This is a genomic window from Nocardia sp. NPDC003999 (assembly GCF_053604885.1).
The window spans coordinates 469,993-493,039 of record NZ_JBSGIB010000003.1 but is presented as its reverse complement, the minus strand read 5'-3'; the positions used below and the strand labels follow the sequence as shown (position 1 = coordinate 493,039).

21 protein-coding genes are annotated in these 23,047 nt (G+C 64.1%); 4 read left to right on the top strand and 17 right to left on the bottom strand.

Going from position 1 to position 23,047, the window contains the following annotated elements:
- Nucleotides 1–69: 69 nt before the first annotated feature.
- From ACWESM_RS09835 to ACWESM_RS09760, 16 genes are all read right to left on the bottom strand, one after another.
- Nucleotides 70–1,050, bottom strand: a complete 981-nt coding sequence (locus tag ACWESM_RS09835) for an LLM class flavin-dependent oxidoreductase (protein ID WP_412808341.1) — start codon at nt 1,048–1,050, stop codon at nt 70–72.
- Nucleotides 1,043–1,969: a GNAT family N-acetyltransferase gene (locus tag ACWESM_RS09830; protein WP_452491328.1), complete on the bottom strand. Its 927-nt coding sequence runs from the start codon at nt 1,967–1,969 to the stop codon at nt 1,043–1,045. The genes ACWESM_RS09835 and ACWESM_RS09830 overlap by 8 nt, the downstream gene beginning before the upstream one ends.
- A 101-nt stretch (nt 1,970–2,070) precedes the next feature.
- Nucleotides 2,071–2,352: an acyl carrier protein gene (locus ACWESM_RS09825; RefSeq protein ID WP_452491327.1), complete on the bottom strand. Its 282-nt coding sequence runs from the start codon at nt 2,350–2,352 to the stop codon at nt 2,071–2,073.
- Between the two features lie 24 nt (nt 2,353–2,376).
- Nucleotides 2,377–3,678: a condensation domain-containing protein gene (locus ACWESM_RS09820; RefSeq protein WP_452491326.1), complete on the bottom strand. Its 1,302-nt coding sequence runs from the start codon at nt 3,676–3,678 to the stop codon at nt 2,377–2,379.
- A gap of 4 nt (nt 3,679–3,682) precedes the next feature.
- Nucleotides 3,683–4,345 (bottom strand): HAD family hydrolase, encoded by a 663-nt coding sequence (locus tag ACWESM_RS09815; RefSeq protein ID WP_452491325.1) that lies wholly within the window; start codon nt 4,343–4,345, stop codon nt 3,683–3,685.
- On the bottom strand, nt 4,342–5,295 hold the full coding sequence (locus ACWESM_RS09810) for an NAD-dependent epimerase/dehydratase family protein (protein ID WP_397278889.1): 954 nt from the start codon (nt 5,293–5,295) through the stop codon (nt 4,342–4,344). The genes ACWESM_RS09815 and ACWESM_RS09810 overlap by 4 nt, the downstream gene beginning before the upstream one ends.
- Complete coding sequence (locus ACWESM_RS09805; protein ID WP_452491324.1) at nt 5,292–6,608, bottom strand: class-III pyridoxal-phosphate-dependent aminotransferase; 1,317 nt, start codon at nt 6,606–6,608, stop codon at nt 5,292–5,294. The genes ACWESM_RS09810 and ACWESM_RS09805 overlap by 4 nt, the downstream gene beginning before the upstream one ends.
- Complete coding sequence (locus ACWESM_RS09800) at nt 6,605–7,690, bottom strand: hypothetical protein (protein ID WP_452491323.1); 1,086 nt, start codon at nt 7,688–7,690, stop codon at nt 6,605–6,607. Before ACWESM_RS09800 ends, ACWESM_RS09805 begins: the two co-directional genes overlap by 4 nt.
- Entirely contained in the window at nt 7,687–8,877 is a 1,191-nt protein-coding gene (locus ACWESM_RS09795) for a glycosyltransferase family 4 protein (RefSeq protein WP_452491322.1), read from the bottom strand. Before ACWESM_RS09795 ends, ACWESM_RS09800 begins: the two co-directional genes overlap by 4 nt.
- Nucleotides 8,874–10,076, bottom strand: coding sequence for a DegT/DnrJ/EryC1/StrS family aminotransferase (locus ACWESM_RS09790; RefSeq protein ID WP_452491321.1), 1,203 nt, complete (start codon nt 10,074–10,076; stop codon nt 8,874–8,876). Before ACWESM_RS09790 ends, ACWESM_RS09795 begins: the two co-directional genes overlap by 4 nt.
- A gap of 2 nt (nt 10,077–10,078) precedes the next feature.
- The gene (locus tag ACWESM_RS09785) at nt 10,079–10,672 is read right to left on the bottom strand and encodes a hypothetical protein (protein ID WP_452491320.1); all 594 of its coding nucleotides are present in this window, start codon (nt 10,670–10,672) and stop codon (nt 10,079–10,081) included.
- A 1-nt stretch (nt 10,673) separates the two neighbouring features.
- A complete protein-coding gene (locus ACWESM_RS09780; protein ID WP_452491319.1) occupies nt 10,674–11,834 on the bottom strand; it encodes an NAD(P)/FAD-dependent oxidoreductase in 1,161 nt (386 codons plus the stop codon).
- A gap of 36 nt (nt 11,835–11,870) precedes the next feature.
- Complete coding sequence (locus ACWESM_RS09775; RefSeq protein WP_397278905.1) at nt 11,871–12,662, bottom strand: ABC transporter permease; 792 nt, start codon at nt 12,660–12,662, stop codon at nt 11,871–11,873.
- Nucleotides 12,659–13,432: an ABC transporter permease gene (locus ACWESM_RS09770; RefSeq protein WP_452491318.1), complete on the bottom strand. Its 774-nt coding sequence runs from the start codon at nt 13,430–13,432 to the stop codon at nt 12,659–12,661. The genes ACWESM_RS09775 and ACWESM_RS09770 overlap by 4 nt, the downstream gene beginning before the upstream one ends.
- Nucleotides 13,429–14,382, bottom strand: coding sequence for an ABC transporter ATP-binding protein (locus ACWESM_RS09765; RefSeq protein WP_397278909.1), 954 nt, complete (start codon nt 14,380–14,382; stop codon nt 13,429–13,431). The genes ACWESM_RS09770 and ACWESM_RS09765 overlap by 4 nt, the downstream gene beginning before the upstream one ends.
- On the bottom strand, nt 14,379–15,926 hold the full coding sequence (locus ACWESM_RS09760; protein ID WP_452491317.1) for an FAD-dependent oxidoreductase: 1,548 nt from the start codon (nt 15,924–15,926) through the stop codon (nt 14,379–14,381). The genes ACWESM_RS09765 and ACWESM_RS09760 overlap by 4 nt, the downstream gene beginning before the upstream one ends.
- A gap of 316 nt (nt 15,927–16,242) precedes the next feature.
- On the opposite strand from ACWESM_RS09760, the gene ACWESM_RS09755 reads away from it, so the two are divergent.
- The 3 genes from ACWESM_RS09755 to ACWESM_RS09745 all read left to right on the top strand — a co-directional run bounded on the left by ACWESM_RS09755 (nt 16,243) and on the right by ACWESM_RS09745 (nt 20,376).
- Nucleotides 16,243–17,718 carry an nSTAND1 domain-containing NTPase gene (locus ACWESM_RS09755; protein ID WP_452491316.1) on the top strand — a complete coding sequence of 492 codons (1,476 nt, stop codon included), beginning with the start codon at nt 16,243–16,245 and terminating at the stop codon, nt 17,716–17,718.
- Nucleotides 17,719–18,029: 311 nt separating this feature from the next.
- On the top strand, nt 18,030–19,259 hold the full coding sequence (locus ACWESM_RS09750) for an IS256 family transposase (protein WP_452491315.1): 1,230 nt from the start codon (nt 18,030–18,032) through the stop codon (nt 19,257–19,259).
- A 946-nt stretch (nt 19,260–20,205) separates the two neighbouring features.
- Entirely contained in the window at nt 20,206–20,376 is a 171-nt protein-coding gene (locus ACWESM_RS09745; protein WP_452491314.1) for a hypothetical protein, read from the top strand.
- 153 nt (nt 20,377–20,529) lie between these two features.
- Here the strand turns inward: ACWESM_RS09745 and ACWESM_RS09740 are convergent, their stop codons facing one another.
- On the bottom strand, nt 20,530–21,432 hold the full coding sequence (locus ACWESM_RS09740) for a helix-turn-helix transcriptional regulator (RefSeq protein WP_452491313.1): 903 nt from the start codon (nt 21,430–21,432) through the stop codon (nt 20,530–20,532).
- A 115-nt stretch (nt 21,433–21,547) separates the two neighbouring features.
- Here ACWESM_RS09740 and ACWESM_RS09735 point away from each other — a divergent pair, with 115 nt between their 5' ends.
- Nucleotides 21,548–22,912 carry a hypothetical protein gene (locus tag ACWESM_RS09735; RefSeq protein WP_397278918.1) on the top strand — a complete coding sequence of 455 codons (1,365 nt, stop codon included), beginning with the start codon at nt 21,548–21,550 and terminating at the stop codon, nt 22,910–22,912.
- The last annotated feature ends 135 nt before the right edge of the window (nt 22,913–23,047 follow it).

The window sequence follows — 23,047 nt, the reverse complement described above, 5'->3', positions numbered from 1 at the left end:
TTTTCGTGCATGTCAGCAGATATCGGGCAAGCAGTCGAGGTGTCATCTCCGTTCGATCGATCGGCTCGATCACCGTGCTTCCCCTTTCTCCCTCGCTCGACGGTCGAGGCTGATCCGACAGGCTTCGGCAAGCAACTCGATGTGGGCCAGATCGCCCGCATCCACGATCTGTAGGTAGATCCGCTCCGCGCCGGTGGACCAGTAGCCGTCGAGAATCTCCGCGCATTTCGAGACGGTGCCGAAACCGCCGAAGTCCGGCAATTCCTCCACCGATTCCGCGGCTTTGGCTATTCGTCGCAGCGCGGCGAGCCGTGTCGTACCCGCGTAGAGCGCGATAGTTGCAGACAGGCGCGGTGTCGCCCTGCCTTTGTCGCTGGCGGCACGCCGAGCTCGATCGAAGGCGGCACATACCTGATCGGGCGTCTGGAAAGGCACGTTGTACTCGTCGGCGTGGGTGGTCGCGATATCGATGGTGCGGACGGGACCGACACCTCCCACGATGACGGGAGGATGGGGGCGTTGCACCGGCACCGGACCGCCCGGCCAGCCGTCCACGCGCCAATGCCGTCCGTCGAACGAGTACGCCACGCCATCCGATGTAGCGGCCCACGCCCCGTGGATCACTCGCAACGCCTCGTCAAGGGCATCCATTCGCTGTCGCACGGGCGGCAGACCGACCCCCAACGCCAGGTGTTCGGCTGCGAACCATCCCGCGCCGACGCCGAGTTCGATCCTGCCGCCTGACATCTGGTCGATCTGTGCCGCCGCGACCGCCAGCCCGACGGGGTTCCGAAATGTTATGGGACTCACCAGCGAACCGAGGCGGATGCGCGGCACCTGCACCGCCAGGGCCGCCAGCAGGAGCCAGACGTCCAGCGGACCCGCGCCAGGATCGCCGTCGCCGACGCGCACGAAATGATCGCTGGTGAACACCCCGCCGAATCCGAGTTTCTCGGCGTGGAATGCGCATCGCAAGATCGCCTCGTAGCCGCTGCCCTGTTGCGGCTCGACCAGTAGATTGACCTCTTTCAGCACGTCGAGATCATTCATCCTGCCCGCACCGCCAGAGCAAGTGGCTGAGTTCCTGCCGGCTCGCGCCGCGCGACGACTTCGCCGCAATCGACCCCTGCCCCAGAAAATATCGGTCGATCCCTTCCTTCAGCGCCCACCTGATCGGCTCGTAGAAGAGGACATTGAAATACTCGAACGGGCCACTCTCCGAATCCGGCCGACGGCCGACAAATCTCGCGTAGAGGCTGTCTCCGAACCGATACATCAACGCACACATCGATAGATTCCCGGCCGGATCGTGACTCAGCAACACATGACCGCTGTTCGCGCAGGCCGCGAGCGAATGTGCTACCACCTTGGTCAGGCCGCCGAGACTTCCGTTGCCACCGTACTTTCGTTCGACCTCGGCGAGCATCGGGGCAAGCGCCGACGCCGACGCCGGATCCGCCGGAACACGCGTTATCCGATATCCGGCGGCATCGAACTCGCGCTGTTCTCGCCGCACCGAACGTGCCCGATTGACCGTGAGCATGGCGAGATAGTCTTCCTCGTCACCGCACGGCAACGAGATCACAGCCTCATCGGCTGCGACCGCTGAACTGTACGGCTCCAGCTCGGCCCATGCTCCCACATGTTCGGCAGGGACATACGGCAAAACGACACCGTCCAGTCCCCATTGCCGTGCGACGCTGTTCGCCTCCGCCAGCAGCCTGCGCCGGACCGCCCCGGCCTCGGCCGCAGCCACCACCGCCACCGAATTCCGAGCGGCCATTCGGGCGCCGGCAAGTGCCCAACGCCCCGGATCGACACCGAGCCCGCCCGCAAGGTGCTCCGGAGTGAAGGCCCGCGTCGGCTCGTACTTCCGATAGCTCAGAGGCATTCCTGCGACCAGGTCGTCGCCGTCGAGCGCGCAGATGTAGGCCCACTTCGTCCCCGGCGTGCGTTCGGCGGCGGCCATCCAAGCGGCCGACATCGAACCGTCTCCGCCGTCGAGCAATCGGTCCCAGCCCTCATTCCCGACCTCGGAAATGCTGCGCAGCACCGTGATCTCCACGCTGATCACTCGGCCTGCGTCGAGCCGATGATCTCGACGCCTCGATCGGCGAGTAGGGTCGCCAGCTCGACTGGGATCGGCGTACCCATCACGTCGTCCGGCGTGCAGTCATCGGTAATTTCGTCTTCGACCAGGGCGCACAACTCGAGCGCACTCAAGGAATCCAACCCCAGATCGTAGAGATTGTCAGTCGGCGACGGCGAGCTACCGAGCGCTCGAGTCGCCGCCGAAAGAATAATGGCCAGTATACGATCGGCCGTCACAGCCGTGTCGTTCTGCTCTGTCATTGTTCTCTTTCCGTGAATCGAGCCTCAGCGCTGCGGAACCAATCCCGAACGGAGTCGGTCCGCGACTTCGGCGCAATAGTCTTCGATGGTGGTGCGGTCGAACTGAGTCGAGCTGAAGTACCAGACGAGCTGTAGTTCGCCGCCGTGGGACGCGATATCTATGCCGTGCACATGCTCGCGGAATCCGGTCGATGTCTCGGATTCACCGGCCGGTTCGGCGGCCGGTTGGAACAGCTGTGGCTCCGGCCCCCGACCGCCACCCCGAATGTTCAGGGTGATGTCGGGTTCACCGAGAGCCGCCAATCGCCCTCTGATCTCAGCGTCACGGCTGAGGTAGCGCAACAGTCCGAATCCCGTGCCGGAGTTGGGGATCTCGTGCAACTGCGCGGCGATAGCGGCGGCGCGGTCGGCGATGCCGTGGCGGTCCGGCAGGAATTCGAAGGTCACCGGGTAGCGCGTCGAGAGCCATCCGACCGTGCGTGTGACTCTCGGCTGGTCAGGCAATCCACTGCGCCCGTGACCTATGAGGTTGGTCCGCAGCGCGTCGCCGCTCGGGCGGATCGTCGGCCCGATCGCCGACAGCAGAACCGCCGTCGGATTCCCTCGATACTTACCGCGTACCAGATCCATGACCGCGCGCGTGGTCTCGGCGCCCAGCGATCGGGTCACGATCTCCGTCGTGGCCATCGTATTCGGTGCGTCGCGATCGAGGCGCACCGGTTCGACCGGGCGACCGATGCGCTCCCACGCGTCGACCTCGGCGCGGATCGCAGGGGTCTCCGCGCATTGTTCCAGCCACGCGGCGAACTCGTGCGCGCCCGGCGCCGGTCGCGCCGAGGGTATCGGTTCGCCGCGTGACAAGGCGATGCACACCTGCTCGAGATCGCCGATCAGAATGCCCAAACCTACGCCGTCGACGAGAAAGTGATGCACAACGATGAGTAGCCGCGCTTCGCCGCGCGCCCAACCGATTCGCGCCAGCCGAATCAGCGGCCCCGCCCGCAGATCCAGGCTTTCCTGGATCCGGTCACACTCCCGCGCGAACACACGGGTGTCGGACTCCCCGGTCAGGTCGACATCTGTGACCTCGAACAGCGAGGCGGGATCGCTGATCCATCCCACGTCCGCGCTACCGGGCTCCAGAAGCACCCGCAGCGCTTCGTGGCGACGGCAGACAACGGCTGCCGCCCGACCCAGCAGGTCGGCACCGATCCAGGTGGGTATCGAACACACCGCAGCCTGGTTCCAATGGTTTTCACCGGGCAGGCCTCTGGTCAAGAATCGGCGCTGCTCCGGCAGCAACGGCACTGACTTTCGATCGATCATCGCCTCACCTTGTTGATTCGATATTCTGCACAGTCGCTATCGCTTCATCCAGCTCATGCTTCGGCCAGACGCGGTCGATTACACGTACGGTTCTCATGCCCAAGGCACCCGCTTCGGCAAGAACGTCGGGATTGTCATCGACGAGGATCGTCGAGCTCAATGGCATTCCGATCATGCGACCCACGGCCTTGAAATACTCCGGTTCGGGCTTGACGAGACCGACCGCCCATGACGAGGCTATCCGGTCGAACAGGGCGAAATGTCCGAAGCGGGCATTCTTGACCATGTCCCACCTGCGCGCCTCGTTGTTCGCGAGTACAAGCGATACAGTGGGATGATCCACCCGGATGGCGGCCAATGCTTCGAAGGCAGGTGCGATCGAGGTGACTTGCTCGCCGTAAGTCTCCTCCAGCCACCGCGCGTCGCCGTCGGTCAGTGATCGACCACCGGCCGCACAGACAATTTTCCGAAGTACATCGATGACATCCTCGGAATCCGTTTCGTAGGCGGCATCGAGGGAATCGAGTGCGACCAAGAGATCCTGCTGTCCCATTTTCCACCGCGCGGCCAGAATCTCGATGAATCTACTTTCTTCGGTGACATTGTTGAAGAGCACACCACCCGCGTCGACGAGCAGCGCTACGGTGCTCCTCGAGGTCACGCTCATATTCCCCTCATCCAATCGATATTGGCCCGCAGGCCGCCGGCCAGATCCCACTTCGGCCGCCACCCCGTCGCCTGACGCAACTTGGACGAATCGCCCACCAGATCGTCGACCTCACCCAGCCGCCGTTCGCCGTGCACGATCCGGCTGTCGGAGTTTGTGAGCGAGACGATTTCTGTGGCCAATTCGAGCACCCCTGTGCCGCGACCAGTGCTGATGTTGTAGACCTCCCCGCTACCCGACAGCCTGGACAGCGAGATGAATGCCGCGACAGTATCGGCGACATACGAGAGATCGCGGGTTTGCAGACCGGTCCCGTTCACGACCAACGGCTCCCCTGCGAGAGCGCGCCGTAGGAATATTGGCACGACATCGTAGACGTGTCGCGGCCCGTAGCAGTTGAAGGGCCGGACGATCGTCAGAGGTAGGCCGTAGGTGAAGTGGTAGGAATAGGCAAGCCGGTCGCAAGCCACCTTCGAGGCAGCGTACGGTGTCGACGGATACAGCGCGTCCTTTTCGGTGATCGGGTCGCCGTGTGATCCATACACTTCGCTGGAGCTCGTGACGAGAAGATGTCGCGGCGCGGCAATACGAGCGGCTTCGAGGACATTCGCAGTCGAGGCGATGTTCGTGGCCACAACGCTGCGAGGTTGACCGAAGGACGCTGGCACATACGCGTCGGCGGCAAGGTGGAACCACACGTCGGCCTCGACCCGAGCCAGGGTATCAATGGCGTCGGGGCCCGCGAGGTCGATGCACAGGAGTTCACCGAGCTCCTCGACCCGCTCGGCCGTGAGATTCGTGAAGCGACGGTCGATCTGAGATCGTGAGGTCCGGCGTACCGTGGCGATGACGTGGTACCCATCATCGATCAATGCGTCGACCAGATGCGATCCGATGAATCCGTCTGCCCCGGTGACCAGTGCACGTGGAGCTGCTGCAAGCTGGGTCATTTCACTACACCTTCATTCTCGACCACCGCTACCGCACCTACGAGTGCGTAAATCAGGTGTTGCAGTTCGCTTTCGGTGACATTCAACGGCGGTGCGACGATCAATCCCTCACCGCCACCATCGGGGCGATAGCCACTGAAGGGGTACACGAGCACGCCGCGGCGTTCGATCTCGGCGATGGTCTCCCAGAGCGTCCCGTCGCGGAGCTCCACCCCGTAGAAGAATCCGGCACCGCGAATGTCTCTGATCATGTCGAACCCTGCTAGAGCCGACGATAATTCGTGGGCGATGAAGTCGCCGCGTGTCTTCGTCTGGAAGACACCGATCGCCTCGAGCTCGTCCAGCACCGCGAGGCAGACAGCTGCCTGCAATGGTGTCGCCGTCATCGTCCCCATCATCGGGAGAGGAGTGGCGCCCGCACCACCCAGGTATTCGGCCTTCTCCGGCGCGACAAGGACCGCACCGGCGCTCACATAACCTGCGCCCAATCCCTTCGACAGAACGCAGATGTCGGGTGCCGCACCGACCCAACGGTCGCTCGCCAACGGAAGCCCCGTCCGCCCGAGCCCGGTGAGCACTTCGTCGTGGATTACCAGCACACCGCGTTCACGGCAGATGTCCGAGAGTCGTCGCAGATACCCCTCCGGCGGAACGAACGCACCGCCGGTCGTGCCATTGATGGGCTCGATCAGCACGGCGGCGACATTTTCCGCGCCGAGCGTGTCGATAGCCGCCGCGACCTCCTCGGCGCACATCGCATCGCAACGACAGCCGCCGTGAGATGGCGGGTACGGGGCAGGAAAGGCGGGAGCGAGCCCGAAGCCGTCCTCGCCGCGGGGTCTGCGCCGACGGTGACCGGACAGCCCCAGTGTCAACGCACTGTTGCCGTGATAGCCGAGATTCGCAGTAAGGATGTGGCTGCGTCGCGGTCCGTTCTGCGCACGCCCGATGTTCCTCGCGATGGCTATTGCCATCTCGACCGCCGATGTGCCGCTCGATGCCAAGGCCACGGCGTCCTCCGGACGCCCGACCAGGCGTGTGAGGCGCTCAACGAGTTCCAGTTGCCGGGCCGGCCATTGAGTCGCGGGCCCCGCGAACGAGACCGTCGCGGCTTGCGCCCGCATCGCCTCGATCACTCGAGGATTGGCGTGCCCGATGTTGACACACACCAAGCCGCTCGATCCATCGAGATATCGGGAACCGTCCTCCTTGTAAATCCAGGCACCCGAGCAGTGCTCGACCGAGATGGGATCTGTCGGTCGCGTGGGGGTTAGCAGCCGGTGCCGTTGTGCCTGTGTCCGCGCCGAAGTCATACCAGTTGATCCCAACGCGGCGCGGCGCCCGCTTCTCCGAACGCGAGCGCCTGAGCGGCGAACATGGTCGCCCAAGTATTCTTGTCCTCGTGTTCGAGACCGGGCATGTACGGCATCCACGCGCCTGTTTCGTCGTTACGCACGGTTCGTTCGAGTTCTTCCAACAGCGGCACGGCGCGGCCATTGTCGATACCGTGCAGCCTGTTCAAGCGCGACACCTGCGCCAAGACATCCCCTTGGCATAGGGTGCGTTCACCCGTGTCGGAAGGATCCACGAAGCCGGGAACGCTGCCATCGGTATCCGACCGATTCGTCAACCACTCGGTGAGGCTGCGGGAAGCGTCGATCGCACGCGAGTCACCACGGCGTTTCCCCCAAACCCACAATCCCTCTGCCCCATAGCAAACCGCATGCATCGATATGGGACCGCCGGGGCTGGTACGGATCGGGACGGCATCGCTCGCACCGAGCGCCTCGAATGCGCCCACGATGATCCGGTCCGCGAGATCACCCGCGCTCGCGCGCCCGTGCACCTCGGCACTCAGCAGCGCCTGGACGACTTTCCACAGGTGGGTCGTGCCGGACAGGGACCACTTCGACCGGGTGGCGACATCCGCCGCCTCTTCGTCGACACAGTGCGGGGCGCGACCCTGCCACGCGCTTTCGATGAGCGCCACCGCATCGAGTCCGACATCGATGTGCCGGGCGGAGTCGTTCGCGGCACCCCATTGCAGCAGACCGTGCGCCGCCATCGCGACGTCGAAGTAGTAGACGGTCGCACCGTCACGCCGCGGGCGCCCCGCGTAGTCACCGCGCGAGAACCTTTCGGCCAGCCAGTCGGCCGCCCGCCGGTGGTTGTCCGTCGTCTGCGCGTCGAACTGGTCGAGCGCCCATGACCAGTACGTCAAGAAATAGCCGGTGATCTCCGGATATGGTTCGGACAGAGTTCCATCCGCGCCGCTCGCCCAGCCACAGTACGCGCCGCCGGGGTCCTGGGTGTGCCCCCCTGCGATCCATTCGTGCAGCGCGGATGCCGCGCCGCGCAGATCATGGCGGGCGTTCCAGGTAGAGACCTCGATCACATGTTCCCCTCTCGTGTCCGCCGCACCACCGCGGCGTATAGGTCGGAATGCCTACTCGCGACGGTGGCGCGGTCGAATCGGCGGACCGCCTCTGCGAGCGCCTCGGCGACGATCGCGCTCTGATCCGTCGTCATGACCAGTTCGATTTTCCGAGCGAGCGCGCTCACATCGCCGGGCGGATACAAATGCCCTGTCTCCCCATCACGAACAACCTCGTCGTGACCCTCGATGTCGGTCGTGATAACCGGACGACCGGCAGCCATCGCCTCGCTCAGTGCAATTCCCCAGCCCTCATGTGACGATGGAAGCACTACCGCGTCCGCAGCCGCGTAAAGTCCGGGCATGTCCTCCCAGCTGAGGCCCTCTACCCAGCTCACGCGGTCGGTGACACCGAGCTTGTCGGCCAGTTCACGCAGGACACGGGCGTACCCCTCGGTGGTCCGGCCGGTCGGCGCGGTCAGAACGAGACGTGCGTTGCCTCGGCGCTCACCGAGGCGTGCTATCCCGACGATCGCGTCTTCGATCCGCTTGCGCGGAACCGGACGCGCGGGAACCAGCACCACGAAATCCTCTGTCCAGCCGTATCGTTCCCGCTCGGCAGTCCGCATCGCCCCTGCCGCCGCAAATCGGCCCAGATCGGTGCCGAACTCGATCATTTCGGTGGGAGCACGGAATCCGCCGTCGCGGGCCCAGTCGACGTACGCCTGAGAGCCGCAGACGATGAGATCCGCATCGATACTGGCGGCCAGACTGCGTTGCAGGCTACGTTCCAGTTCGTAGTCCTGGAAGAGGTCGAACACTCGGACACCGGGAACGTGGGTTTCGAACAACGAAACGACAAGCGGACTCCGCACCAGATCTCGAATGAGCGAAATCGTTATTGCAGGAACGTAATTGAATACGTGCACCAGCTCGTAGCGCTCCGTGCGCAAGATGCGCGAGACGGTCTCCAGGCCGTCTTTCAGAGCAAGGTTCTGGCAAGCGTCGGCCAGACCGTGAACCTCCACAACTCGCACACCATCGGTGCCGTCGCGGTAACCCGCGGCACCGTTCGCCTCGCCCACCGCCTCGGTGACGACTGTGACTTCGTGTCCGAGAGCGGAGAGTCCGACCGCCAGTTGGTGGAGGTGGGTCTCGCCGCCACCGACGATTGGCGGATACTTCTCCGCGATCAGCAACAGCTTCATCGCAGGTCCTCCACCGCACCACGCAGGGCGCTGACGGCGGCGGCGCGGTCCGTTCCAGGCGGGCAACCGATCAGCACACCCCGATCCGCGAGCTCGAAGACGTGTCGGTACGGCTCATGGATCACATGCGGAACGTCATCGAAACACGGCTGCTCAGTGAGCGAGGCCCCGAGGAATCCGCGCCCGTCGACGCCGTGCGCACACAACGCTCGGATGGCTTCGCGAGCCGAGCGTCCTTCCGGCACCAGACAGGCGATACCGAACGGCGAAGAGCCTCGATGCACCGGATCGCCCAGAACCCGCCATCCACTCTCCCGGAGGACGGCAGACAGCAGCCCGGCCAGCGTCCGTCGTTCCTCCTGCAACCGGTCGGCCCGCCGCAGCTGGACGAGCCCGATAGCGGCCTGTATATCGGTGAGTTTGGCGTTGTAGCCAAGGTGCAGATGGACGTACCGTTCCTCCGCGGCGATACGGCGATCACCGACCGGATACCCGAAGCGTTCACCTGCATAGGTGGCGTCCCTGCCGAACGCGCGAATACTCCTGAGCTTGGCGTAGAGCTCCGCATCGTTCGTGCCGATCACCCCGCCCTCCCCCATCGTGAGGTGATGCCCCGCGTAGAAGCTGAAGGTGGCGGCGTCACCGACGTGTCCGATGCGTTCATCGCCATCGGCGGAACCCAATGACTCACAGCAGTCTTCGATCACGGTGACACCCTCGTCGCGAAGCGCCCGCAATCCGTCCGTCGACAACGCCTGGCCCATCGTGTGCGGCAGCAGCGCGCCCCGTGCGCCGTTCTTTCGTACGGCGGCGAGCGCGAGGGCGAGATCAGTATTCACCTCACCCGCCTTCACATCCACGAACACCGGGACGAAGCCGAGTTGAACCACCGGCGACACCGCGCTGATAAATGTGGCCCCGCTGACCACGATCGGTGTGCCCCGCTCGAGACGACCGAGGGCTCCCAGTGCCGCCAATGCGACCAGATTCGCAGCGCTTCCCGAGCTCACAGCGACTGCGTGCGCGAAGCCGAACCGACGCGCGAATGCCTCCTCGAATTCGGCGACGATACGGCCCGTGGCCAGGTCGCCGCTGCGGAGGGCCGCGACCACGGCATCGCATTCCTCCTCCCCGAGAATCGGCCGCCCGAACGGGAGCAGACCTTCCGTCGAAACTTCTATTGCCGAGGCGTTCCGCATTTTCAATCCGACTCTCTGATTCCGAGGTGACTCGCAGCGGTGACGGCGCTGCCCATGTGCGGCTTGTCGATCACCAAGCTCTGGAAGAAAATCCAGGATCGCGTGATCGCAGGGGGCCGAGAAAACATTGGAGAGGGCGCGAACATTCTTTCGAACGAGGCGTCGAGCACGTATCCGGGAACGAACAGATCACGCGATTCCGGATCGAATACCGGCACCGGAATCTCCTCGAGCGGCACCACCGTGATGCTCGGCAGTCTGCTCGCTGTCATCGACGCCTGGTATTCGTGCAGGTCGATTCGCAGAGCCCTCACGAAGGAGAGCCAGCGCGACGGCAGTGCCGCCGGGGCGCCGACTCCTACCTCGGCCTCACCGGCCGGCTCGCCCGCCGTCGGCGCCGACGGCACGGACATGCCGCGGCCACGCAACCCGTCCAGGCAGTCGGAGGCCGATTCCAGCAGCGCACGCCGTGCCAGCCAGTCTTCGCAGATCGGCAGGTTCGCTCGCATCCAATCGAGCAGGAGCCTGCGCTCTTTCTCGATGCCGAGCCGTCCGTGGACTCGGACAGGCGCCGAGTTGACTTCTGTTTCATTCATTTCAGTATTTCCCCGCGAAACGTGCGTGCCGTCGTTGCGGACGATCCGGTCGGTACGGTGACAGGTCCCAATCTCTCGTTCCCGCTATAAGATCGGCAACGAGCTTGCCGGTGAACGGAGCCAGCAACACACCGTTGCGATGGTGCCCGGCGGCAACGATGAATTCGCCACCACCGATTTCTCCGATAGCTGGCAACTCGTCGGTCAGCATCGGTCGGAAACCCGTCCACATTCGTTCTATCGACCACTCGCCGGCCGCAGGGAGCACTCGCCGCAATCGGGTCAGAATCGCTCCGACAACCCCCGCGGTATTGGCCACCGAGGGTGTCACGTACTCCTCACTTGTACCGACGATGTATTGGCCCGGCGCGCGTTCGACGATCGACCCGCACCCACCGGCAGGCATGAACACCACGCTGTTGGTGAGCCGGGCAGGGCCGGATAACTCGACCATCTGCCCCTTGACCGGCGTGTAGTCCGGCAGCTGATGGCCGGCGAGCGCAGCCACCTGGGCGGTCCACGGACCGGCCGCAAGCACGACCTTCGCCGCGGTCACCACCAATCCGTCAGCGGTGCTGACGAGTACATCGTCGCCTCGCTCGCCGAAATCGACGACCGGACTGCTGATGACCCGGCCGCCGTCCGAAACGAACCGTTTCATGACCTCGTCGTGTAGCAACAGCGGGTTGACGACGCCTTGATCGTGGATGCGGATGGCACCGGTATACGCTCCCGGCGAGAGGTTGGGCTCGACCGATATGACATCGTCCCCGTCGAGCCAATCGGACCGGACCTTCCGCGACCGCAGCATATCCAGACGCGGGCGCAGGTCGACACCGGTCTCACGCATTTGCAGGAGCGTGAAAACAGAATCACGATACCCGGTCGCATCGTGGTCCAAGCCGAACCGTTCCAAGAACGGTTTGTAGTATTCCAGGCCCTCGGTAAGCAACTCCCAGAACGCGCTCGGCATCCAGTCATCGAACTCGCAGGCAGGTGTCAGCATCCCTGCGGCGGCATTCGAAGCGCGAAATTCGTGCGCACTGTCCACAATCGCGACCGATAGTCCAGCGGCCTGCAAGTGCAGGGCCGAAGAAGCCCCGATAAGTCCCCCGCCGACAACGGCGATATCAACATGCGCTCGTTGCATATTCTCTTCCATCGTTTTAGTCAAAGTTCGGATTCGACATCTGTGCGCTCACACCGAGATATCCAAGGTTCCATTCTTTCTTGCACGCTCGACCAGACCGTTCATACAGAGGAAGGCAGCGGTCGCCCACCCGGCAGCCACGAGCGCCTCGTACAGGGAGAACTGCAGTACATCGCCGACCGGTGCACTATCGGACACCGACCGCACCGCAGCCAAACCCCACCGTAGCGGCAACAGATCCCCGAGGATTTGCACCGGAGCGGGCCACGTTTCGACCGGAACGTTCACTCCGGTGAAGGCTGCCAGCGCGAAGAACGATGTGCTGGCTATGATCCCACGCGCCTTGACGAACTGGATGCTGATAGAACCCATCACCACGCCGAGGAAGTAACTCGACAGGGAAACCAGCAGAAGGATCGGAATCATTTTTGCCGCATCGGCGACAGACCATTGCGCATCGCCATGCAGAGCGACAAGGAGCAGAAGACTGACAGAAGTGGCGACGCCGGTCACCAGCCAATGGAAACCGCGGGTCAGGAACACAATTCCGACACGACTCTTGGACGCAAGGAGGTACGGTAGCGTTCCGCGCGTTTGTTCCAGGACAGCCGTACTCGTTGCCTGCATGGTCTCGACTACGATGACCGCCACGCAGTTTCCGAGAAGCACATACTCGGCGAAATCACCACCACCAAGCCACTTCGCGGTCATACCGAAGAAGATCGCCATGAAGACAACCCGCAGGATCACCGTGGATATGAAAGCCGGCACGGTATAGATGGTGCGCAGTTCCAGGATCCCCACACGCGCCGACGCACACACCACCGTCACGGACTTCATGACGTACTCACCGAAGCCGTAAGGCGTGCTCGGTAGATCGTGTACCGCACCAGAACGGCTCCGCTGATGAAGGCAACCACCCCGAGGGCGCCGATGATGGCCAGTCGTCCCCTGGCATCCGGCACCGAGCTGCGCAGCGCGGCGTCTCGGAGGAGATCCGCAGCCCAAGACAGATAGAACAGCCGGGCGACGAGCCTGGCGACGTCAGGAAGCTGATCGATCGGGAGGATCGTCCCGCCGAGCACATAGAGCGGATACTCCAGATTTCCCTGGATTATCCGGGTATTGCGAGAGATAACCATCACGGCCGCCAGCAGCGTCGCGGTGCCGACCGTCGCGAGGCAGGTCATCACAAGGGTGATGGAGACCAGTAGCGGATTTCGCAGCTCGAGCTCCGCATTGAACGCGAACTTTCCGACGAGCCAAGCCTCCGGAATAACCAGCGTACCCAGGACGACGATCGGAACGATTCGCCCGCACAGCACGATCGCGTAATTCGACGGTGACACGATCGCCATCTCCAACGTTCCCATGATGCGATCGTTGTGAATTGCTCCGGCGGCGACATTAACCGCGACGAACCAGACACCGATAAGCCCGGTACCCAACACCATCACGGTGGCCAAGTCCATTCGCCCCGCGTACGAGCTCATCGACAGAAAGATCAGCGAGAACCATGGTGCGAGAAACACGATGACGAGATGCTCTGGGGCTCTGATGCTTGTGAGCACCTGCACCCTGCTTGCGGCGAGGAACGCGCGGGTGCTCATAGCCGCAGCCCCCGGGCGCCGATGTAACTCAGGTATGCCTCTTCGAGCGAGGGCGGGCTGGTACTGATCGTCGTCACGCCTCGGTCCAGCAGCCACCGCAGCAGAACGGCCGCATCCTCCTGCCGGGCGACTTCGACCCGGCGGGCGTCCGCACCCAGATCAGAATCGTGGACGCCGCGAACGAAAGGGAGGGTTGTCAGCTCTTCGATCAGACCGGTGTTGCCGGCAGGGATCACCATATCGACCCGGTCCTGAGTGGGCAGGCTACGGCGAAGTTCGCCGGTCGTGCCCTGGCCTATTATCCTGCCACGGTCTATGAGGGCCGCCCGGTTGCACAGCACCTCGGCTTCTTTCATGTCATGGGTCGTCAGCAGGATTGTCTTCGAGTCACTGAACTCCCTGACCAGGCTGCGGAAGTCGTGGGCAGCGGCGGGGTCCATTCCCGATGTCGGCTCGTCCAGGAACAGCACATCCGGGTCTGCGACGAGTCCCCGAGCCAAGTGCAGACGCTGGCGCATTCCCCGCGAATAGCCTTCGACAGCTTCGTCGGCCCGCTCGGCGAGTCCCACCCGTTCCAGAAGATACTGGACTCGGATCGTGAGTTGACGGCGCCGCACACCGGCGAGGGTGCCCCAGAACACCAGGTTCTGGCGTGCCGTGATCCGATCGTAGAGTCCCCGCTCCCCGCCGAACACTATGCCGATACGCTGACGCACCTCTCGCGCTTGATCCACGACATCGAACCCCGCGACCCGAGCGGACCCGCTCGTCGGGACGAGCAAAGTTGTCAGCACTTTCGTGAGGGTCGTCTTGCCCGCGCCGTTCGGTCCGAGAAGCCCGAACGTCTCTCCGGCCCCGACGTGCAACGACAGACCGTTCAATGCACGGCGGGGCTTCCCCCGCCGACCAGCACCGCGGAAATCACGCACCAGGTCTTCGACGACGATCATTTCGATACTCCCAATTCGCGGTCAATGGAAACGTCGTTGCGCGCGCTCACGGCACCGCCGCCGGAGCCGAGATGTATGGCCATTTGCGCGGCCAACGCGAGCGATGTCAACGACGGATTCGCCGCACCGGGTCGGGGGAACAGCGCGGAACCCGACACATAGATTCCCGGGATAGCGCGCAGTTCTCCTTCGGTACTCACCAGATCTCCACCGATCGCGAGCCCGCTGGATTCGTGATCGACGTCTCCTGGCGGCTCGAAGTACGGGAACGCCGCACCGGGATTCCCGAGCGCAAGCTCTTCGGCAGCTCGGTAACCGCCCACTGCGCCACCTGCCAGGTCGATGCCGCAGCGATCCAATGCGGCTCGAAGAGCGTGGATTTGACGTTCGTGTAATTCCGATACCGCGGCAACGGATCGTGCCGGAACGTCGAGCGTCAGGCCACGGTCATGAGACACCGTGAGCAGTGCAGGGCTGTGTATCGGGTATTCCCCCATCGTCCAGCTGTCGTGGACTACGCCGCCGTGCATCGGTCGCTGCTCGAAGAACAGATTCGAATCGGCCTCTGGTACGTACCCCAACCACACCGATCCCTCGGCCGGCACGCGGGGGTCCACGGAGCCGGAGCTCGCGTCCGCCGACCCGGATGTCACATTCGGTTCGAACATCACCGAGCCGGTGGCCACATGATCGAAGACCGGATACTCCGACGGCCGAGACGCATTCACTTCCAACAGCATCGAGTCCACCAGCTTGATGTTCTCGAAGGCGCCGCCCGCGAGAACTACCCTGTCCGCCATGACGACACACGCGTCGAAGTCGATGGAAACCCGAAAACCTCGGGACTCGGGAACTATCGCAGTGACCGGGGCACCAGACCGGACGCATTCGCTGGGTAGCTCACCTACCGCACTGTATGCCGACCACCGGCCGTCCACACCTGTCCGCACAGCACGCGGCGTCGGCACGGCGTGTAAACCGAAATCCTCCAGCTTGTCGAGCATTCTGGATTCACACGTGTTTCTCGGAGCGCTTGTTCCGCCCACACCGACCCACTGATCCAGTTCTGAGATGAGCCGCGCATAGGAACCAGGTTGATTCGGCCCGTCGGCCAGTCTGTTCGAGACCTCCGCGGGCCAGTCGTCCAGCGCTCTGCGCTCGATCGGCAGGACGATTCCCCGCCAGTACAAGCCGCGCCCACCGACACGGCGGCGGTACCCGGCGCTTCCGAGGCCCGCGTGGCTATTGAACGGAAAGTAAGCTCGAAAGTCCGGATCAGTGTCACGGTTCTCGAGATATTCGGTTTCCGCTCGTTCGCCGATGTGCCGGTGGCCTCGGTGCGGACCGGCCTCGATGACCACGACGTCGGCACCTTGCCGCCGAAGTCGCTGCGCCACCTCACAACCCACCAGGCCCGCTCCGATGACCACTACGTCGTACCGTCGGTCACGCGGAGTTCCCTCGGAGATCAGTCGGCGCTGCCCGTGCCTTTGCAAGTTCCCCTCCGTTTGAATCAATAGCCCGAATGGCCAATCAGCGGCCACGCTCGCCCCTCCGCTCACCACGGTCGTCCCCTACCGAGCTGTATTCAATGGCGCATGCAGAACGAGAGTGCGGAGACGCAGGTCACTGCGTGTAAACAACTGTCCGGTCCGGACATCCGGACCGGACGAACCGGGACCGATCCGCGAGTTGAGCTCCGATGATGATCGGTCCGGTCGGCGTCAGCTTGCGAAGCCTGGAACATCCGGCGCACAACTCGTGGAACCACGCGAGCTGTCGCTGCGTCTCTAGTTATGAGGACGGGGAGAATCGACCGCTGCGTCAGCGGCGGTCATGCGCGAACGGGGGTAACCGAATATGGCCAGAACTGCTCCTTCCCGGGCAGGATGCACCGAGATCACACAGACACCGCGCGCGGAGTTCGTGCGTCGGCTCGGTGAGCTGTATGAGGCGGCGGGCAACCCGTCGCTCCGGCAGCTGGCCGCGGCCGCGCAACGGCATGTTGCGTCACCGAGGGGCACGCGGGTTGCCGGACCGGTATCAGCCCAGCGGATCAGTGACTGGAAGGCCGGACGAACGCTGCCGGCTCGCTTCGAGACCTTCACGCCAGTACTTCTCGAACTCGTGAGTGGCACTCGTCGGCGTCGCAGTGCCACCGCAGCGGATCTGCTGGACGTAAAGCTCTGGAAGAGACTCTGGCTGGACGCTCAGCCGCTCAAGGCAGGGCGGGCGGTCACCGTCACCACGTCGCCGTTCCCCGGTTCCGCGCCTTACACCCGAGACAACGCGGCGGTATTCACCGGCAGGCAGAACGCGATCCGCGAACTACTAACCCTCCTGCACACCGCCGCCGACGCTGCTGACCCGAAGCGAGTAGTCGCGCTGGTCGGTGCGGCAGGCGTAGGAAAGACTTCGCTGATCGAAGCGGGATTGGTTCCCGCACTGGAGAACTCACAAACACTCGAGTGGCAAATTCGGACAGTGTCCTTGAACGACATAACCGCGCATGACATGAGCGACGTCATCGCCGATTCGAAACGACTCGACGTAAGACCCGAGTCCACCACCCTGCTGATCATCGACGGGTTCGAGTCCTATTTCTCGCCAACCTTGAAAGAAGCAACCCGCGATTCCATGCGCCGATTTCTGACAGCCGCAACCAAAACTGCCGTGGTGCTGATCTCGCTACGCCCCGATTGGACCTGCATCAGCAAAGCGTGCCCGCTGCTCGCCGATACGCTGACACACCGCAGCTATCTGCTGGAAGCCATGGAGCCCAACGAACTGCGCGCCGCGATCACGGAACCGGCACGGCTGCGCGGCGTAACGATCGAGTCGGGGTTGGAGGAGTTGTTGCTCGCTGCCGTCGTCGGAAGTCCGACCCGCAGGAGCTACCTCAGCTTCCGAGCGAGCAATCTGGCGATCCTGTCGATGTCAATGAGCGCGCTGTGGCCCGAGCGTGAAGGCACGCGGCTGACTGTCGCGGGCTATCAACGAATCGGCGGCATCGAAGGAGTGCTCCACCGAGCCGCGGACACGGTGTGGGATAGCCTGTCGCTCAGCCAGCGTCCGCACGCTATGCGCCTGATTCTCAGCCTGGTGTCGTGCCGGGAGGGCGCGGACGACACCAGACGTCGGGTTGCCCGGGACGAGCTGGATCGGACGCTGACCGGCACGACCGGCGCGATCACCGCGCTCCGCCAACTCATGCGCGCACGAGTGATCACCGCAACGGAGAACGAAGTGTTTCTGAGCCACGATCTCATGCTCACCTGGCCGCGCCTCGTCGCATGGCTGGATGGGCAGCAGTCGAGCCTGTCGATCGCGGGATGAGACCCGATGCAATAGGGCGTTTGTCGCAGGGTGGTGCGAGGGCAAACCACGGCTCGGCGGTTCATTTCCGTGAGGCGGTGTGTCGAACTGGGCTGTGCCCGACGAGCCGCTCGATCCCGTGTCCGCGCATATCCATCAGGTAAGCGAGCCGCTCCCGGGGCGAACTACGCGCCGGGACCGCGGTTGCGTCCGGCAGAGTGGTGTACCAGCGACTTCGGAGCGACCGTGTGAGCGTGTCGTAGCCGGGTAGTGGGCGGTCACTGCGTGATCCTTCTTGAACCGCCAAGCTCAACGAAGGAGAAGTTCACGCGATGACCTCGGTCGAGCCTATCGACCCGTCGAAGTTGTGGTCTGACCAACTCGCCGTCGCCAGCCCCGACCTGCTGCGCACCATGCTCTCGACGTTCATCCAGTCGTTGATGAGTGCCGAAGCCGACGCGGTGTGCGGTGCCAGCTACGGAGAACGAAGCAGCGAGCGGGTCAACTCCCGCAACGGCTACCGGCATCGTGATTTCGACACCAGGGTCGGCACCATGGACGTCGCGATCCCCGAACTGCGATCGGGCAGCTACTTCCCGGACTGGCTGTTGGAGCGACGCAAACGCGCCGAACGCGCACTCACCAGCGTGGTCGCCACCTGCGACCTGCTTGGAGTATCGACACGCAGGATGGAGAAACTGGTCGAATCCCTCGGGATCACAAGCCTGTCCAAATCCCAGGTGTCGATGATGGCCCGAGACCTGGACGCCCGGGTCGAAGCTTTCCGCACCCGCCCGCCGGATCAAGGTCCGTACACGTTCGTCGCCGCCGACGCCATGGTGTTGAAGGTGCGCGAGAACGGACGGGTGGTGAACGTCCACTGCCTGATCGCGACCGGCGTGAACGCCGAGGGCTACCGCGAAATCCTCGGTATCCAGGTCACCTCCGGCGAGGACGGCGCCGGCTGGCTGGCGTTCTTCCGGGACCTGGTCGCCCGCGGCCTGACCGGAGTACGCCTGGTCACCTCCGACGCACATGCTGGATTGGTCGCCGCGATCGGCGCGACACTGCCCGGCGCGAGCTGGCAGCGCTGCCACACCCACTACACCGTGAACCTGATGTCAGTCACACCGAAGACCTCGTGGCCGTGGGTCCGCACCCTGCTGCACTCGGTCTTCGACCAGGCCGACCCGCAATCGGTTGCAGCTCAGTACGATCGGATGCTCGACGCGTTGGCCGAGAAGCTGTCGAAAGTCGCCGACCACCTCGATACCGCCCCCGCCGACCTGCTCGCGTTCACCGCCTTCCCCAAGCAGATCTGGTCCAACAACCCCCAAGAGAGGTTGAACAAGGAAATCCGCCGCCGCACCGACGTCGTCGGCATCTTCCCCGACCGCGCCGCGATCATCCGTCTCGTCGGCGCGGTGCTGGCCGAACAACACGACGAATGGATCGAAGGCCGCCGCTACCTCGGCCTCGACGTCCTGGCCCGATCCCGCGCCACCACCGACACCAACCCAGACCAACAGGAGGAAACCACCAACACAGCCCTCACCGCCTGACCACCAACCAGATCAGCGGTGACCGCCCCACCTACACCACGCCCCCGGACTTGACCTGGGTTCCGAACCGAACGTCGGATCAATACGAACGAGGCTTCTGGTACTTCATGTGCCGCACCGCACTTGTCGGCGGCTGAACCGGGCCGCCAGCGGCGCGGTCCGGAACTCGCAGCGGCCCAGCACGCTGATCAGGTTCTTGCTCCTGAGGCTTTCAGTGTCAGGATTCCGTTCCGACCCGTGCCATTCTGCACGCTGGGAATGAATCGCATGCAATAGATTTCCCTCATGGGGGATGCCCACGCGGAGGCTAGCTCGCACATCTCTGATCCCAGCAACGTGCCACAGCACGGTCGGCCACGGAGGGCTCCCAGAGGCCTCCGAACCGGCAACGATACCGGCGGAGTAACGGCCACATGGGCAGACCGCTCGGTGGCTCACCTCGACTACCAACATCTCAGCCGATCGGAAGCGAGCGCATCGAGCACCGCTTCTACTGCGTGTTCACGCTGGGGTGGTTGACTGCAATGACATTGATAGATGCGCATATCTGAGTATGCACATGATAGATCTGCGGCGCATCGCACTGGCGGCGGTCGTCTACGCCCTGCTGCGAGCAGCCGATTCCGGTAGGTCGACAGAACGCGCACTTAGAATCAGAGCAGATCTTCAGCCTCAGCCCGTGCATGGTCGGCATCTCGATGGCTGCCCGAACAACCCGAAAGGTCGAAAGTGAGCGGCGAATCGAACACACCGATACCTGAGTTCGACCCACTCGCGCCCGGCGCTCCGCACTAGGCGACATACCCGGTGCCCGTCGGTGCGCGCGCAGTGGGCAAGCCAGAACGCTGGTATCTCCAGCAGCTCAGGGCAGGCCGATTCGCGTGCACGGTCCGCCCTTTTCCCGCGGCCCAGGCCTCTCACCAGCAGCTCCCACAGGAGGCCTGACATGGGCGAGAACACCGATCACTCGCGGGAATGGACCGACGAGGAACTCGCCTACATCAACGAGGTCCACCAACGGCTTTCCGGTCCGCTCTCCGAGCGTCAACTCGCCGTGCTGCGCCGATGGTGGCAAGGCGGCTACGCCACAGATCACACCGACGAGCCAGAAACCTAGATTCCGGCGACCGAGCGACAACCCCACCGCACTTGCCCCTGACTCCGTGCACGAAGACGACGGGGGCGCACCTGGGCGCTGTCCTCGGCGAGCATGCATCCGGCGCACCCACGCGCCACAATCATTGTTCACGTCACCGAATCAACCTGGCCCTCACCCCGCCGCAGCGTGGTACATCTCCCGATGCTCCGCCCACGGACGCGACCGCTCCTCCGCACTCATCGCCAACAACGCCCGCAACTTCCCCCACGCCACCTCATCCACCGGCGTATACACCTGCATCCACGCATTCGGCACCGACGGCAACGACATACTCGTCAAAAACATCTCCAACTCCCCCACCGCCAAATTCCGCACCGCCTTCGTCCGACTCACCGGCACCGCCACATCATTCAACGCCCACAACGACGCGAAACTCTCACTCTCCCCACACAACTCCGCGATGAACTCCTCCCACTGCGGGTCCCCCAAGTTCTTCGCATACGCGCCCCGCAGATACCCCACCATCCGCCGCAGATCATCCCAATTATGGCGGTAGGCGTTGCAGCACTCCGGGGTCAGGAAGACGCGACGCGCCACATTCCGCTCCCCCGCCAGAAATCCCGGGCACAACGCCTCGTACGAGGAGTTGTGCGCCAACACGTCATACCTGGCACTCAACACCACCCCCGGCAACGGCTCCAAATGATCCAAGATCACCTGCAACTCCTCCGGCAACGCCGACCCCGAATCCACCAAAGGCACCGTCGGCACATCCGCCAACCGATACAAATGCGCCTTCTCCGCCGCATCCAACGACAAAGTCCGCGCCACCGCATTCAGAACCTGAACACTCACATTGATTTCGCGACCTTGCTCAAGCCACGTATACCAGGTCACGCCGATTCCTGATAATTGGGCGACTTCTTCGCGACGGAGCCCCGGTGTACGTCGACGCGTTCCGGTCGGGATGCCGACATCCTCGGGTGCGATACGCGCTCGCCGGGATTTGAGGAAGGCTCCTAGTTCCGCGCGGCGCGCCCTGCGCACTGCTCGCACATCGACGACTTCGGTCATTCCAGAGATCATCCCGTACCGGGACACAAGTATCCAGGTGCTGCTGGTACCAGTTTCAGCGCGGCGCGGCGCCGGTGATGTTCGGTTCGTCCCGGCTGGGTAGGACTGTGAAGTGGTGCGTTGGCGTGAAGCACTCGAAGGCGTCACCGCGTTCCTGGCCGCCGCGGTGGCCGGGCTGTTGCTGGTCGTGCCGCTCAGCTTCGGCAGGACCTGTCATTGCACGCCCTATCAGGTGAACCGATTGGTGTTGAGCGTGCCGCGGGAGGCAGCGATCGGTGTGCTGGTCGCGGCGGTCACCGCGGTGGTCGCGGTCAGTCTGGCGCGGGCACGTACCGCGTGGTGGATCGCGCTGGCGGCGACATCGCTGCTGTTCGTCACACACACGGTCGAAGCGAACAGTGCCTCGCCCGACGTACTGACGACCACCGCCAACCTCGACGCGATCGGCAGCGGCATCCTGCTCGGCGCGACGGGCGTGGCAGTACTCGGCCGCCGCGTGCCCGCGACGGGCTTGGTACTCGGCGCTGTCGGCTGCTTCGTGGTCATCACGCTCTCGCAGGCGTCGGGGCTGCTGGGCAACCCGCATCGGGCGACCGCCGAGCCACACGTGTGGTCGGTGTTGGAAACGCAACCTCTGTGGTTGCTGGCGGCGGTGGCCGGGCTCATCCTGACGTGCCAGGTGGTCACCCGGCACCGCTTCACGCCGGAACCGATCTATCCGGAACTGCCGCTCAGCCCGGTCATCGCCGCGATCGTGCTCGTGCTGACCGAATTGGCCGTCGCGGAGTGGCGCTTCCGTCACGGCGACGGCAGTCTCGCGCTGATCGTGACGGCACTGTGCACGCTGCTGGCCACGACCCTCGCCGCCTGGCTGCTACCGCGCCGGGACGGGATCGCGATCTACCTCGCGGTCGGGCTCAGCGCCACAGGCAGCGCGGTGGGCAACGGTCCGCGACCGATATGGAGCGTGCCGCTCCTGCTGGGCCTGATCCTGCTCGGGTATGTGGTAGGAACCCGAATCCGACCCTCGAATCCCCGGATAGGCGCCGGTTTGCTCGCGGCCGTCGCGCTGTTCGCCTCCGTTGCCCCACCAGGTGGCACGCGCAACGTGGTCACGGCCGCGCTCGCCGTCGTCGCGGGGTATTGCGCGGTCTGCATCCAGCCACGAACGGCGGGCAGCATTCTGGCGATCGCCATCCTGTGGCGCCCCTCGACCGTGGCGCCCACCCGCACCGAGTCGTTCGACTGGACGATGGTGTCGCCGCACCATCTGCACGATTGGGGCCCGGTCACCGTGGTGTCGGGCTCGGAATGGGCGGCGTTCGCCATCGCGGTCGGCTGCGGGATCGGACTCGCTCTCCGCGCTCTTCCGAGGCGAAGAGCCCGCGTGCCGCGCCGCGCTCCGGCCGACATGGCGGCGATGCGACCCGCGATGTCCAGGGCGTCGACGGCTCGACATGGGCGCATGGAACCGAGTTAGGCGTACCCTCCGCCTTCGTCCGGCCATGCGCGGGTTGAAGACGCACTATACGTCCGACAGCACCCATTGGGCGATACGTAGCGGGCACGACCATGCCCCTGGTCGACGACGTCGCTAACGGCGCGAATATGCGCG

Bases quoted from the DNA above. Each gene is read 5' to 3' on its own strand.
- ACWESM_RS09835 (WP_412808341.1), bottom strand. From the start codon at position 1,050: ATGAATGATCTCGACGTGCTGAAAGAGGTCAATCTACTGGTCGAGCCG.
- ACWESM_RS09830 (WP_452491328.1), bottom strand. From the start codon at position 1,969: ATGGCCGCCGCCGAACGCACGCCGGGGACGAAGTGGGCCTACATCTGC.
- ACWESM_RS09825 (WP_452491327.1), bottom strand. From the start codon at position 2,352: ATGACAGAGCAGAACGACACGGCTGTGACGGCCGATCGTATACTGGCC.
- ACWESM_RS09820 (WP_452491326.1), bottom strand. From the start codon at position 3,678: ATGATCGATCGAAAGTCAGTGCCGTTGCTGCCGGAGCAGCGCCGATTC.
- ACWESM_RS09815 (WP_452491325.1), bottom strand. From the start codon at position 4,345: ATGAGCGTGACCTCGAGGAGCACCGTAGCGCTGCTCGTCGACGCGGGT.
- ACWESM_RS09810 (WP_397278889.1), bottom strand. From the start codon at position 5,295: ATGACCCAGCTTGCAGCAGCTCCACGTGCACTGGTCACCGGGGCAGAC.
- ACWESM_RS09805 (WP_452491324.1), bottom strand. From the start codon at position 6,608: ATGACTTCGGCGCGGACACAGGCACAACGGCACCGGCTGCTAACCCCC.
- ACWESM_RS09795 (WP_452491322.1), bottom strand. From the start codon at position 8,877: ATGAAGCTGTTGCTGATCGCGGAGAAGTATCCGCCAATCGTCGGTGGC.
- ACWESM_RS09790 (WP_452491321.1), bottom strand. From the start codon at position 10,076: ATGCGGAACGCCTCGGCAATAGAAGTTTCGACGGAAGGTCTGCTCCCG.
- ACWESM_RS09785 (WP_452491320.1), bottom strand. From the start codon at position 10,672: ATGAATGAAACAGAAGTCAACTCGGCGCCTGTCCGAGTCCACGGACGG.
- ACWESM_RS09780 (WP_452491319.1), bottom strand. From the start codon at position 11,834: ATGGAAGAGAATATGCAACGAGCGCATGTTGATATCGCCGTTGTCGGC.
- ACWESM_RS09775 (WP_397278905.1), bottom strand. From the start codon at position 12,662: ATGAAGTCCGTGACGGTGGTGTGTGCGTCGGCGCGTGTGGGGATCCTG.
- ACWESM_RS09770 (WP_452491318.1), bottom strand. From the start codon at position 13,432: ATGAGCACCCGCGCGTTCCTCGCCGCAAGCAGGGTGCAGGTGCTCACA.
- ACWESM_RS09765 (WP_397278909.1), bottom strand. From the start codon at position 14,382: ATGATCGTCGTCGAAGACCTGGTGCGTGATTTCCGCGGTGCTGGTCGG.
- ACWESM_RS09755 (WP_452491316.1), top strand. From the start codon at position 16,243: ATGGCCAGAACTGCTCCTTCCCGGGCAGGATGCACCGAGATCACACAG.
- ACWESM_RS09750 (WP_452491315.1), top strand. From the start codon at position 18,030: ATGACCTCGGTCGAGCCTATCGACCCGTCGAAGTTGTGGTCTGACCAA.
- ACWESM_RS09745 (WP_452491314.1), top strand. From the start codon at position 20,206: ATGGGCGAGAACACCGATCACTCGCGGGAATGGACCGACGAGGAACTC.
- ACWESM_RS09740 (WP_452491313.1), bottom strand. From the start codon at position 21,432: ATGACCGAAGTCGTCGATGTGCGAGCAGTGCGCAGGGCGCGCCGCGCG.